The organism is Curtobacterium poinsettiae (genome assembly GCF_025677645.1).
Taxonomy (GTDB): Bacteria; Actinomycetota; Actinomycetes; order Actinomycetales; family Microbacteriaceae; genus Curtobacterium; species Curtobacterium poinsettiae_A.
Genome location: NZ_CP106879.1, coordinates 762,715 through 776,154, shown reverse-complemented (window position 1 = coordinate 776,154; position 13,440 = coordinate 762,715). Strand labels below are relative to the sequence as shown.

General features: G+C 71.9%; 9 protein-coding genes. 6 read left to right on the top strand and 3 right to left on the bottom strand.

The window, feature by feature from the left end; all coding sequences use genetic code 11:
* Positions 1–37 precede the first annotated feature (37 nt).
* The 3 genes from OE229_RS03840 to OE229_RS03830 form a co-directional block, all read right to left on the bottom strand.
* On the bottom strand, positions 38–904 hold the full coding sequence (locus OE229_RS03840; RefSeq protein WP_259578417.1) for an ABC transporter permease: 867 nt from the start codon (positions 902–904) through the stop codon (positions 38–40).
* Complete coding sequence (locus OE229_RS03835) at positions 901–2,577, bottom strand: ATP-binding cassette domain-containing protein (protein ID WP_262139814.1); 1,677 nt, start codon at positions 2,575–2,577, stop codon at positions 901–903. Before OE229_RS03835 ends, OE229_RS03840 begins: the two co-directional genes overlap by 4 nt.
* 68 nt (positions 2,578–2,645) lie before the next feature.
* The gene (locus OE229_RS03830; RefSeq protein ID WP_262139812.1) at positions 2,646–4,235 is read right to left on the bottom strand and encodes an ABC transporter substrate-binding protein; all 1,590 of its coding nucleotides are present in this window, start codon (positions 4,233–4,235) and stop codon (positions 2,646–2,648) included.
* A gap of 137 nt (positions 4,236–4,372) precedes the next feature.
* Here OE229_RS03830 and OE229_RS03825 point away from each other — a divergent pair, with 137 nt between their 5' ends.
* The 6 genes from OE229_RS03825 to uca all read left to right on the top strand — a co-directional run bounded on the left by OE229_RS03825 (position 4,373) and on the right by uca (position 13,440).
* Positions 4,373–5,629: a metal-dependent hydrolase family protein gene (locus OE229_RS03825; protein WP_262139810.1), complete on the top strand. Its 1,257-nt coding sequence runs from the start codon at positions 4,373–4,375 to the stop codon at positions 5,627–5,629.
* Positions 5,626–6,396, top strand: coding sequence for a TetR/AcrR family transcriptional regulator (locus tag OE229_RS03820; protein ID WP_262139809.1), 771 nt, complete (start codon positions 5,626–5,628; stop codon positions 6,394–6,396). Before OE229_RS03825 ends, OE229_RS03820 begins: the two co-directional genes overlap by 4 nt.
* Positions 6,397–6,572: 176 nt before the next feature.
* Positions 6,573–8,165, top strand: a complete 1,593-nt coding sequence (locus OE229_RS03815) for an APC family permease (RefSeq protein WP_262139807.1) — start codon at positions 6,573–6,575, stop codon at positions 8,163–8,165.
* Positions 8,166–8,180: 15 nt separating this feature from the next.
* Complete coding sequence (locus OE229_RS03810) at positions 8,181–9,020, top strand: urea amidolyase associated protein UAAP1 (RefSeq protein WP_262139805.1); 840 nt, start codon at positions 8,181–8,183, stop codon at positions 9,018–9,020.
* The gene (locus OE229_RS03805) at positions 9,020–9,724 is read left to right on the top strand and encodes an urea amidolyase associated protein UAAP2 (RefSeq protein ID WP_182064296.1); all 705 of its coding nucleotides are present in this window, start codon (positions 9,020–9,022) and stop codon (positions 9,722–9,724) included. Before OE229_RS03810 ends, OE229_RS03805 begins: the two co-directional genes overlap by 1 nt.
* On the top strand, positions 9,721–13,440 hold the full coding sequence (gene uca / locus OE229_RS03800) for an urea carboxylase (protein ID WP_262139804.1): 3,720 nt from the start codon (positions 9,721–9,723) through the stop codon (positions 13,438–13,440). Before OE229_RS03805 ends, uca begins: the two co-directional genes overlap by 4 nt.

Sequence of the window (13,440 nt, the reverse complement as noted above, 5' to 3'; positions counted from 1 at the left end):
GTCGGGATGCAGGCCGGGAGGCGCGTGGTGCTCCGGGTCATCGGCTCACCAGGTCTCGGACACCGTCCCCGGCGAGGTTCGCCAGGAACGAGACGACCGCCACGGCGAGCCCCGGCACCACCGGGATCCACCAGTACTCCAGCAGGTACTGGGCGCCCTGCGCCGCCATGGCACCGAGTTCCGGTGCGGGAGCGGGCGAACTGAGACCCAGGAAGGAGAGTGCGGAGAGCGCGACGATGAGCCCGCCGATGTCGAGGCTCGCGGTGACCACGATGGTCGAGGTCACGCCGGGCAGGAGATGCCGTGTGGTCCTGCGCCACCATCCGATCCCACCGATGACGGCGGCTTCGAGGTGCGGGCGGGCAGCCCACGCGCGGATCTCTCCTCGCACGAGCCGCGCGTACATCGGCCACCAGACGACCGCGATGCCGAGCAGTGCGCTCCAGTACCCCCGGCCGAGCGCGGCCGCGACGGCGAGGGCGATGACGAGTCCGGGCATCGCGAGGAACAGGTCGGTGAAGCGCATGAGCAGGTTGTCGGCCCATCGCCCGAGTGAACCGGCGAGCAGCCCGACCACGGTGCCGAACACGACCCCGCTGGCGATCACGATGAACGCGGCGACGAGGCTCGCGCGCAGGCCGTGGAGCACCCGCGAGAGCATGTCGTAGCCGAGCGCGTCGGTGCCGAGCAGGTGCCCTGCCGAGCCCGGGGGGAGGAACGCTGTCCCGGACCGCAGCACCGGGCTGTAGGGGGCGATCACGGGAGCGAGGAGCGCGACGACCACGACGACGCCCAGCGCGCTGATGGCCACGAGGTCGACGGTGCGTCCGCGCCGTCGGATGGCGGTGACGCGCTGCCAGCGTCGGTCGGTCGGTCGCAACGACGCGGTGGTGGTGACGGTCACGGGCGGTCCTTCCCGGTCCGGGCGAGCGAGAGTCGATCGCCGGGGATCGCCGCGAGGAGCGCAGCGGTGTAGGCGTGCCGTGGGGCGGCGCACAGGTCATCAGCGTCGCCGGTCTCGACGATCCGCCCCTGTCGCATCACAGCGATGCGGTCCGAGACGATCCGCGCGGCGGCGAGGTCATGGGTGACGAAGAGCATGGTCATCCCGAGCTCGCGTCGGATCCGCCCGAGCAGGTTCAGCACGGTGGAGGCGAGCGAAGCGTCGAGGGCGCTCGTCGGCTCGTCGCACAGGAGCACCGACGGCGGCACGATGACGGCTCGGGCGATCGCGACCCGTTGCCGTTGCCCGCCGGAGAGCGCAGTGGCGCGGACCCGGGCGATGTCCTGCGGGAGCCCCACCCGGTCGAGCACCTCGTGCACCGCCTCCGCGACCGCACCGGCGGCGACCCCGCGCCGCGCCGCGCGGACGCGTTCGGCGAGCATCTCGCCGACCGACAACCACGGCGTGAGCGAGGCCCCGGCGTCCTGGAAGACCATCTGCGGACGCCCGGAACCGAACACGGACACCGTCCCAGCGCTGGCGGTGTCCAGCCCCGCGATGATCCGCATGGTCGTGGACTTGCCGCAGCCGCTCTCCCCGACCAGCGCCAGGGACTCACCAGCCCGGACAGTGAGGTCGACGCCGCGGACGGCTTCGACCGACCGCCGGCGCCACACCGGTCCGCTGCGGAAGGTCCGTTCCACACCGCGGAGTTCCACGGCGGTGTCGCCCAGCACGACCTGCGGCCAGAGCGCGGGCAGGTCGTCCACCCGGTCCGCGTCGTGCGCGGACGGCACCGGTCGGTCCCGAGGGGTGCCCAGGTCGATGCGGGAGGCCAGGAGCCCCCGGGTGTAGGGGTGCTGAGGCTTCTCGAGGACCATCGCCGTGGGCCCGCTCTCCACGATCTCGCCTCGGTACATCACCGCAACGCGGTCGCAGAGTTCGGCCGCGACGCCGAGATCGTGGGTGACGAAGACGACCGAGCACCCGCGTTCGGCACGGAGACGGCGCAGGAGCGCGAGGATCTGGGCCTGCACGGTGACGTCGAGTGCGGTGGTCGGTTCGTCGGCGATGATGAGTGAGGGGTTCCTCGCGAGCGCCAGCGCGATCATGACCCGTTGGCGGAGACCGCCGGACAGGTTGTGCGGGTACGCCCCGAGCCGCTCGGCCGGGTCGGGGATGCCCACGTCGGTGAGCAGCTCCAGCACGTGGGCACGATTGCGGGCGACCTCGGCGAGCGCGGCGCCGATCGTCATGGTGGGGTCGAGCGAGGTCATCGGGTCCTGGAACACGGCACCGATGTGCTCCTTGCGGACCACACGGTCGTGCTCGGCGGTGGTTCCGACGATGTCCTCGCCGGCGATCCGGACCGTGCCGCTCACCACCGGGCGAGCAGCCGCAGGGAGCAACGCCATCAGGGTGAGGCCGAGGACGGTCTTCCCCGAACCGGACTCGCCGACGAGCCCGAGTACCTCGCCCGGCGCGACCTCGAGGTCGACACCCCGGAGCGCTTCGACGGGCGCTCCGTCACGGTGCAGGACGACGCGGAGGTCGGCGACGCGGACGACCGGGTCGGGCGGATCGGGCGGATCGGCTGGTGTCGTGCTCTGCGCGGACGCTGCTGTGCTGGTCACGATGACCCCTTCCGGATCGGCTGCTGGTCGGTGTTGTGACGAGGGGCCGGATCGAGGCCCCTCGTCCGTCAGTCCCGGTCCAGCGCGGCGAAGTGCAGGACGTTGTACTCCAGGACGTTCTGCGCGTCGTCGACCCCACGGACGTCGTCGCGGACGACCGTGGTGCTGTTCAGCGAGCCGGTCGAGAGCCAGTACCCGGAGTCGTTGACCGCAGCAGCGATCGCCGCGTAGGCGTCGTCGTCACCCGAGGCCACCGCATCGTCGAGGGCATCCGTCAGTCCGGGGACCTCGGCGCCGAAGAGGTCGAGGCCGCCCTTCGGGGTGTAGAGGATCCGAGCCCACGCGTCGACGTGCCCGGCGTCGGGGAAGACCGACATCACGAAGAGGTCGGGAGCGGCCTCGAGGTCGTCCGTCATCGTGTAGGCGGACCCCGAGGCGTACGAGACCGACTCGGCCGTGAGGCCGACGTCACCGAACTCGGCGACGAGCTCGTCCGCGAACGCCTTGCCGTCGCCGCTCGAGCCGGCGTACCCGACCCGGATGGTCCGGCCCTCGGTGGTACCACTGTCGGCCATGGCGGCGAGCGCGGACGGATCATGCGTGACGCCCTGCTCGCTGATCGACGCGTCGGTCATGCCCGCGGGGAACAGCTCGGAGGTCGGTTCCTCGAGGTCCCCCATCGAGGCGTCGATCACCGATTCCGTGTTGATCGCGCTGAAGAGCCGGTGACGGTCGTCCACGGTGGGGAACGCCTTCGACGCCGGGTTCACGAACAGGGTCTGGGTCGTGAAGTTCGGGAACGTGGACGCGGCGAGGCCCTCGGTCTCCGACATGCGCTGGTAGGCGGTCTTCGAGGTGACGTTGAGCACCGCGTCGACCTCGCCGCGCTCGAGTTCGAGTTGCACCGACGAAGCGTTCTCCGCGATCCGGTACGTCACGTCCGGGATCGCCGGCGCGTCTCCCCAGTAGTCGTCGTAGGCGCGCATCCCGTAGGACGACCCGGTGTCGACCTCCGAGAGCTCGTACGGCCCGGTACCGGCGTCGTGGGTGGTCAGGTACTCCTGTGCGTGGTCCTTCCCGCCGTGTTCGTCGAGGACCGTCGGGCTGATCATCTTCACGCCGAACGGCGAGGCGAGGTAGTCGAGGAACGCCGTGTTCTTCGCCTTGAGGTGCACCGCGACGCGGTGGTCACCGTCGGGTTCCACCGATGCGACGTCAGCGACCATGTACGCGGGGCCACCGTCGACGGCGGTGCGGCGCTCGAACGAGTCGACGACCGCTTCCGCGGTGAACGGCGTGCCGTCGTGGAAGGTGACGTCGGGACGCAGGGTGAAGTCGTAGGTCAGGCCGTCGTCGGACACCGACCACTTCGTCGCGAGCTCCGGCACGATCTCCGCGGTGTCGGCGCCGTCGCGGTAGGCCACGAGGCCCTCGTAGGTGTTCTCGATGATGTTGAGACCCGGGCCGTCGTAGTTGATGTCCGGGTCCGGCGGCGTCGAGTACGACCCGAGGTAGACGGCGGTGAAGGTGTCCGTCGAGTCGAAGGACCCTGCAGCGGAACCGGTCGTCGAGCAGGCGCTGACCGTGAGCGCGATGCTCGCCAGGAGCGCGGCGACGGTGAGTGGACGGGTGACGGTGCGCGGGGTGCAAAGGGCCATCGGACAGACCTCTCGGGTCGGGTGCGGGGCGGAACCTGTCAGTGATCGAAAATAGGTCCCGACCGTTTCCGACACGTGTCGCCGTGTTTCCGCGAGATGAATTCTGTCAGCGACAGGTATTGGTGCAGGATGGGAGCATGACGCCGCCCTCGATCCACCCGCCCCTGCTCGTCCGTGACGTCCGGCTCGTGGACGGGACCGGCGGCTCGGCTCTCGACCACGTCGACGTCGAGGTCGCCGGCGACCGGATCGCCGGGGTGACCCCCACCGGTTCGACGAGCATCGCGGCCACTGCGGGAGCCGACCGACTCCGGATCGTCGACGGACGCGGACGCACACTGCTGCCCGGTTTCGTCGACTGCCACGTCCACCTGACGACCAGCCCGACGACGACGACGCTCGACGCCATCACGGAGCCGGAGAGTGCGAAGACGCTCCGAGCGGTCCCCCACCTCGCCGCCACGCTCCGTGCAGGCGTCACGACGGTGCGCGACCTCGCCGGCGCGGACGCCGGCTTCCGCGACGCGGTCGAGCACGGCGTCGTCAGCGGACCGCGCCTCCTCGTGGCGATCCGCATCCTGAGCGTCACCGGCGGCCACGGTGACTCCCGCACCATCGGCGGCCTCCCGCTGGACGACGGCCCCGGGGCCGGAGCCGTCGGCGACGGACCGGATGCGTTCCTGCGGCTGACGCGAGAGGTCGTGCGAGAAGGTGCCGACTGGGTCAAGGTGGCCGCCACCGGCGGTGTGGGCAGCCCGAGGAGCCACCCGGAGGGCGGCGGCCTGAGGGAAGCAGAGATGCGGACCGTCGTGCAGGAGGTCGATCGGCACGGGCTCGCCGGCGTGGCCGCACACGCCATCGGGGCGCGCGGCGTCGAGGCCGCGGCGCGCGCCGGCGTCCGGAGCGTCGAGCACGGCTACCTCAGCGACGATCGGGCGATCGAGGCGATGCTCGAGCACGGGACCGTTCTCGTCCCGACACTGTCGACCCTCCTCCGGACGCTCTCGGCCGACGCGCCGCCGTGGGCCGCCCGGAAACGCGCCAGACTCGCTGCCGAGGGGGCCGAACGGATCGCCGCAGCGGTCGCCGCCGGGGTGCCGGTCGCGATGGGCACCGACGCGGGCATCGTCTCGCACGGGACGAACCTCGCCGAGCTGGCGCGACTCGTCGACGTCGGACTCTCGCCGGAGCTGGCCATCGCCGCCGGGACGTCGGTCGCCGCGGACCTCTGCGGTGTCGGCGACGACGTCGGCACCGTGACCGCCGGCAAACGCGCCGACCTCGTGCTCGTCGACGGCGACCCGCTCACGGACCTCACCGTCCTGACGACACCCGGTAGCATCTCGCTCGTCGTCCAGGCCGGGGCGATCGTGGGAGGGGCCGACGACGCATGACCGATCGATCCGACGGACCGACCCAGGCGCCCGACCGCCCACGCGCACCCCGCGGCCGCCCCCGGGCCACCGGCGAGCGGCGAGCAGGCAGGACGACCCGTGCTGAGATCCTGGACGCCGCTGCGGAGCTCTTCGCCACGCAGGGGTACCTGGAGACGACGACCCGCCAGATCGCTGATCGGGTGGGCATCAAGCAGGCCTCGCTGTACTACCACTTCGCCGAGAAGCACGACATCGTGCTCGAGCTCCTCGCGCGCTCGACCTCGCCCGCGGTCGCCTTCGCGGACTGGCTCGACCACCAGGAGATCGACCCGGTCACCCGGCTCGCCGCCCTCTCGTCGTTCGACACGTCGGTGGTGCTGTCGACGCCGGACGACATCGTCGCCGTCTTCCGGATGCCGGGGGTCGCACGGGCGCTCCGCGACGACGATGCCGGAGCCGCCTCGCTGCGGGATCGCTACCAGCGCCTCGCAGCCGAGGTGCTGGCCCACCTCGGCTCGACGAGGACGCCGTCCGAGCAGGACGACGTCGACCTCGTGTTCGGGCTCGTCGAGTCCGTCGTCTCGCAGCGGTACTGGGGGCGTCCCGAGGAACGCGAGGCGTACGCGACGGCGGTCACCCGCGGTTGCCTCCGACTCCTGCGGGTGCCCGAGGACGCGATCGGGCGCAGCGTGTCGGCAGCCGCGGAGATCGTGGCTCGGTACGGCGGCGACACCGCGCCGGGCCCCTTCCCGGTGGCGGGACAGCACGCCCCCGCCACCGCCTGAGGCCCGCAGGTGGTCCTCGGCGGGCCGCCACAGCCGGCCGCCGACTCGGAACGTTTACACGCCGGGGCCTGCCGTCACGCACTCGAAACAGACGGGCAACGGCGCCGACACAGGGCCGCAAGACACTTGTCGCACTACCTGTCACCCGACAGGTACTCCGCGAAAGGTCTGCAGTCATGCGTTCTCCGCAAGCACCGCTCCACGCACCGCGCGCCACGTCCGACGTCGACACCCAGGGGCTCGCCCGCCTCGGCTACGAGCAGGAACTCCACCGCGGGGTCGGCTCGTTCTCCTCCTTCGCGGCGGGCTTCTCCTTCGTCTCGATCCTCACCACGGTCTTCCAGCTGTTCGGACTCGGCTTCGGGCTCGGCGGTGCTGCGTTCTTCTGGGCGTGGCCGCTGGTCTTCGGCGGCCAGCTGCTCGTCGCGCTGAACTTCGCGCAGCTCGCGGCCCGCTGGCCCATCTCGGGCGCGATCTTCCAGTGGTCGAGCCGCCTGGCCGGAGCCCGGTTCGGGTGGTTCACCGGCTGGACGATGATCATCGGCCAGATCCTCACCGTCGCGGTGGCGGCCATCGCCGTGCAGGCCGTGCTCCCCGCGATCTGGGACGGGTTCCAGGTCGTCGGCGGTCCGGGCGCGGACCCGTCCGTCGCGTCGCCGACCGGTGCCGCGAACGCGGTGGCCCTCGGGCTGGTGATGCTCGCCGTGACGACGATCGTGAACATCACGAGCGTCCGGCTGATGGCCCGCGTGACGAGCTTCGGCGTGCTCATCGAGATCATCGGCGTGATCGTGCTCATCGGCGCCCTGTTCCTGCTGCCGCACCGCAGCGCCTCCGTGGTGTTCACGACCGCCGGCTCGACGAGCACCGAGCCGTACGTGTGGGCGTTCCTGGCATCCTCGCTGATGGCCGCGTACGTGATGGTCGGATTCGACTCGGCCGGTGAGCTCGCCGAGGAGACCCACAACCCGCGCCGGACCACCCCGAAGACGATCGTCCGGGCACTCACGGTCTCCGGCCTCGGTGGTGGGCTGCTCATCATCGGCGCCCTCGTCGCCGCCCCGAGCCTGACCGACGGCAAGCTCGCCACGCAGGGGCTCGCCTGGGTGATCACCTCGACCCTCGGCGACGTCTTCGGCCGGCTCCTGCTCTGCACCGTCGCCGTCGCGGTCTTCGCCTGCACCCTCGCCGTGCAGACCGCCGGAGCCCGGATGGTCTACTCGATGGCCCGCGAGAAGGCGCTGCCCTTCCACCGCACCCTCGCCCGGGTCTCGCCCCGCACCGGCACCCCGATCGCCGCGTCGATCGTCGTCGGGGTCGGCGCCGGGCTGGCCCTCGCCGTCAACATCGGGCAGTCCGCGATCTTCACCGCGCTGTCGAGCCTGTGCATCGCGATGCTCTACCTGGCCTACCTCGGGGTCACCGGGCCGCTGCTGGTCCAGCGGATCAAGCTCCGTCGCACGGGCTTGCCGACCGGGGTGGACGAGGACGGCAAGCCACTGTTCACCCTCGGTCGCTGGGGCATCCCGCTCAACGCCCTGGCCGTGGCGTTCCAGGTCGGCATGGCGATCAACCTCATCTGGCCCCGGCCGGAGATCTACGACCTGACCGGCACCTCGTGGTGGCTGCAGTACAGCGCCCTGCTGTTCATCGGCGGCGTGCTGCTCGTCGGCTGGGCGTGGTCGCGCTGGCGGCACCGCACGCACGGGCCGATCACCCTGGCCGAGGTGCCGACCACGGCCGCCACCCCCGTGCCCGCAGAAGCCTGATCCGGAAGGAACCCCATGCGCGACCTCCACCAGACCGACAGCGTGCTCGCCTCTCGATCCGACGCACGCGCCCAGGCCGGCTCGCAGTCCGACCACATGCCGTACCTGCCGGCGTCGTCGTCACCGTTCACCCCCGAGGGCGTCGACCCCGCAGCGCTCGTCTGGGCCGAGACGGTGGCGCCGGGCGGGTACACGCACAAGGTGCTGGCCCGCGGGTCACGGCTGCGGTTCGACGACCCGACGGGTGAAGCCTGCGCCAACGTCCTGGTGTTCAACGCGCTCGAACCATGGGAGCGGCTCAACGTCGCCGACACCCAGAAGATCCCGTGGCAGGCGTACCTGGGCCAGGGTTCGCCGCTGCTGAGCGGGGACGGCAGGGCACTCGCGACCGTCCTCGAGGACACCTCAGGGCACCACGACGCGTTCTGCGGCACCTCGACCGACGCCTGGAACGAGCGGAAGTACGGCGACGCAGCACCCGAGGGGCGCACCCCGAGCGGTCGGTCGCTGTTCGCGAAGGCCGCCGCGAAGCACGGGCTCACCAAGCGGGACCTGCCGCCGAGCATCTCGTTCTTCCAGGGCGTGCGGATCGACGCCGACGGGGCGATGACCTTCACCGGTTCGGCCGGCGCGGGCACCCACGTCACGCTCGTCGCCGAGCTGCCGCTGCTCGTGCTGGTCGCCAACGTCGCGCACCCGATCGACCCGCGCCCGGACTACCTGGTCGGACCGCTGCGGGTGCACGCCTGGCGCGGGGCCCCGACGACCGCGGCCGACGAGCGGTTCACCGCGACGCCGGAGCTCACGCGCGCCTACCTGAACTCGATCGACCACGCGGAAGCCCGAGGCCTGTGATGACCGACACGACGACCCACTCCCCCACCTCCACCGTCCCGGTCGGAGCCGTCCACGACCCGGACGTCGCCCTCGACTGGAGCGAGTCCCTGGTGCCGGGCACCGTGGTCCGCGACGACCGGGTGGCCCCGCTCGCACCGTGGTCCGCCGTGGTCCGCGCCGGCGAGGTGCTCACCATCGTCGACGTCGGCGGCAACCAGAGCGCCGACTGCCTGCTCTACGACGCCCACGACCCCGACGAGCGGTACAGCGTGCCGGACACCCTCGCCGCACAGGGCAACGCGTACGTCCGGACCGGCACCGTCCTGATGTCGAACGAGGGCCACCCGCTGATGACCGTCGTCGCGAACGAGATCGACCGGCAGGACACCATCGGCGGCGCGTGCTCGAAGGAGTCGAACACCCTGCGGTACGGGCACCACACCCAGTACCAGCACGGCTGCCGCGAGAACTTCCTCGCCGAGGCCGGCCGCCACGGACTCGGTGCCCGCGACATCGTCTCGAACCTCAACTGGTTCATGAACGTCCCGGTCGAGGCCGACGGCGCGCTCGGCATCGTCGACGGCATGAGCGCCCCCGGCAAGCGGGTCGCGATCCGGGCCGAGCGGGACGTGCTCGTCGTCGTCTCGAACTGCCCGCAGATGAACAACCCCTGCAACGACTTCTCCTGCACACCGCTGCGCATGATCGTGGTCCAACCGTGACCGCCGCGCCCGACCCCACCGGGACCGCCACCGTGAACCAGACCCCTGCCCTCCGCACCGACACCGTCCTCGTCGCGAACCGCGGTGAGATCGCCCGTCGCATCATCCGCTCCGCGAAGGCGCTCGGCATGCGCACCGTCGCCGTCTACTCGGACGCCGACCGCGCGGCACCCCACGTCCGCGAGGCCGACGTCGCCGTCCGGCTCGGTCCCGCACCCGCGCGCGACTCGTACCTGCGCATCGACGCGGTGGTGCAGGCCGCGAAGGACACCGGCGCCGGACTCGTGCACCCCGGCTACGGGTTCCTGTCCGAGAACACCGACTTCGCCCGGGCCTGCGAGGACGCCGGCATCCGGTTCGTCGGGCCCACCGCCGACCAGATCGTCCGGTTCGGCGCGAAGCACACCGCCCGCGAGCTGGCCGCCGCCGCCGGGGTCCCGATGCTCGCCGGCACCGGGCTGCTCGCCAGCGTCGACGACGCCGTGGCCGAGGCCGAGCGCATCGGGCTGCCCGTCATGCTCAAGGCCACCGGGGGTGGCGGCGGGATCGGCATGCAGGCGTGTTCCACCCTCGACGAGGTCCGCGAGGCGTACACGAGCGTCACCCGCACGGCCACCGCGGCCTTTGGGTCAGCCGGCATCTTCCTCGAGCGGCTCGTGCGGCCGGCACGGCACGTCGAGGTCCAGCTCTTCGGCGACGGCGAGGGCCGCGTCGCGGTGATCGGCGACCGCGACTGCTCCCTGCAGCGCCGCAACCAGAAGGTCATCGAGGAAGCCCCGGCACCGGCGCTCCCCGAGCACGTCCGCGCCGAGCTGCACGCGTCGGCCCGCCGCCTGGCCGAGAGCGTCGGGTACCGCAGCGCCGGCACCGTCGAGTTCGTCTACGACCCGGTGCGCGAAGAGGCGTCGTTCCTCGAGGTGAACACCCGCCTGCAGGTCGAGCACCCGGTCACCGAGGAAGTGTTCGGCGTCGACCTCGTCGAGCTCATGCTCCGCCTGGCCCGCGACGGCGCGGTCGGCATCGACCCCGACGTGTTCGACCGCACCTGGACCCCGAACGGCCACGCCGTCGAGGCCCGCGTCTACGCCGAGGACCCGGCGAAGGGCTCGCTGCCCTCCAGCGGCCTCGTCACCCAGGCCGTGTTCCCGAGCGCGACCACGGCATCCGGCGAGCGCACCGGCATCCGCGTCGACGGCTGGGTCGAGACGGGCTCCGAGGTGTCCGCCTTCTACGACCCGATGATCGCCAAGGTGATCGCCACCGGGGAGACCCGTGACGACGCCCTCGACCTGCTGCGCGACGGGCTCGCGGCCACCCGCATCGACGGCATCGTCACGAACGCCGGGCTGCTCCGTGCGCTGACCGACGACCTCGAGCTCCGCACCGCCACGCACTCCACCTCGACGCTCGACGCGACCGAGGATCCGGACCCGCGCATCGACGTCGTCGCGCCGGGCACCATGACGATGATCCAGGACCTGCCCGGCCGGGTCGGGTACTGGCAGGTGGGCGTCCCGCCGAGCGGCCCGTTCGACGCGGCGTCCTTCGCGGAGGCGAACCGCGCCGTGGGCAACCCGGACGGCGCCCCCGCACTCGAGGTCACCGCCACGGGCCCGACGCTCCGGTTCTCGGCCGCCGCGGTGGTCGCGATCACGGGTGCGCCGGTGCCGGTCACCCTCGACGGCGAACCCGTGCCGCTGTGGGAGCCGGTCGAGGTCGGCGCCGGCCAGACCCTGGCGATCGGCACGGCCCCCGGTCCGGGCCTCCGCACCTACCTGGCGGTCCGGGGTGGTTTCGACGTGCCGACCTACCTCGGCTCGACCGCGACGTTCACACTCGGTGGCTTCGGCGGCCACGCCGGCCGGGCCCTGCTCGCCGGCGACGTCCTGCGCCCCGGCTCCCCGGACTCGGACGCCCCGCACCCGGCGTTCCCGTCCGGTACCCGCCTGGGCCTGGTGGGCGGTCCGACCCCGGCCGACCGCCGCACCGCGCTGACCGACGCGTGGGAGATCGCCGTCACCGAGGGGCCGCACGCGGCGCCGGACTTCTTCACCCGCGCCGACCTCGACGTCTTCTACGCCACCGACTACGCCGTGCACCACAACTCGGCGCGCACCGGCATCCGGCTCATCGGGCCGCGGCCGGAGTGGGCGCGGACCGACGGCGGCGAGGCCGGTCTGCACCCGTCGAACATCCACGACACCCCGTACGCGGTCGGTGCGATCGACTTCACCGGGGACACCCCGATCATCCTCGGACCGGACGGGCCGTCGCTCGGCGGGTTCGTCTGCCCCGCCGTGGTCGCCAGCGGCGACCTGTGGAAGCTGGGCCAGCTCCGACCGGGTGACACGGTCCGGTTCGTCCCCGTCCGCGAAGCCGACGCCGCCGCGCTCGACGTACACCGGGCCTCCAGGACGGTGCCACGCACCGGGAGTGACGGCAGCACCGGAGGCGACGGCGATGACGGCGTGATCGCCCGCCTGGACGCGACCGACGTGCGGCCGAGCGTCGCGTACCGACGCGACGGCGACGACAACGTGCTCGTCGAGTACGGCGACATGACCCTCGACATCGCCCTGCGGATGCGCGTGCACGCGCTCATGACGAAGCTGCAGGAGCACACGCCGAAGGGGATCCTCGACATCACGCCGGGCATCCGCTCCCTGCAGGTCCACACCGACGCGTCCGTGCTCAAGGCGCGCGACGTGGCAGGGCTGCTCCGCGAGCTCGAGGACGAGATCCCGCCGACCGACCAGCTCGTCGTGCCGTCGCGCACCGTCAAGCTGCCGCTGTCGTGGGACGACCCGGCCACCCGGCTGGCGATCGAGCGGTACATGAACGGCGTGCGGAACGACGCCCCGTGGACGCCGTGGAACATCGAGTTCATCCGTCGCATCAACGGGCTCGAGAGCGTCGACGACGTCTTCCGCACCGTGTTCGACGCGAGCTACCTGGTGCTCGGCCTCGGCGACGTGTACCTCGGCGCCCCGGTCGCGACCCCACTCGACCCCCGGCACCGGCTGGTCACGACGAAGTACAACCCGGCCCGCACCTGGACCGCCGAGAACTCCGTCGGCATCGGCGGCGCGTACCTGTGCATCTACGGGATGGAGGGTCCGGGCGGCTACCAGTTCGTCGGCCGCACCGTGCAGATCTGGAACCGGTTCCGCCGCGGCGGGCTGTTCCAGGAGCACCCGTGGGCGCTGCGGTTCTTCGACCGGATCGAGTGGTACCCGGTCGGTGCCGACGAGCTGCTCGAGCTGCGCGCCGAGACGGACGCCGGACGGGGCTCGTTCGAGACCGTCGAGGGCGAGTTCTCGATCGCGTCGTACAACCGGTTCCTCGCCGACAACGCCGGGTCCATCGCGGACTTCCGGGCGCAGCAGGCGCAGGCGTTCGGCGAGGAGAAGGAGCGGTGGCGGGCATCGGGCGAGTTCGACGTCCGTGACGAACCGGCCGCCGTGGTGGCCGACGCCGTGACCGTGCCGGAGGGGTCGATCGCCGTGTACGCCCCCTTCACCTCGACCGTGTGGCAGGTGGACGTCCGACCGGGCGACCGGGTGGACGAAGGACAGAAGCTGCTGGCCGTGGAGGCGATGAAGATGGAGTCGATGGTGCACGCACCGGTGCCGGGCCACGTGCTCGAGGTGTACATCAAGCCGGGCGACCAGGTCGCGCCGGGCCAGGTCCTCGCCGCGATCGGAGCGGCGGCGTGA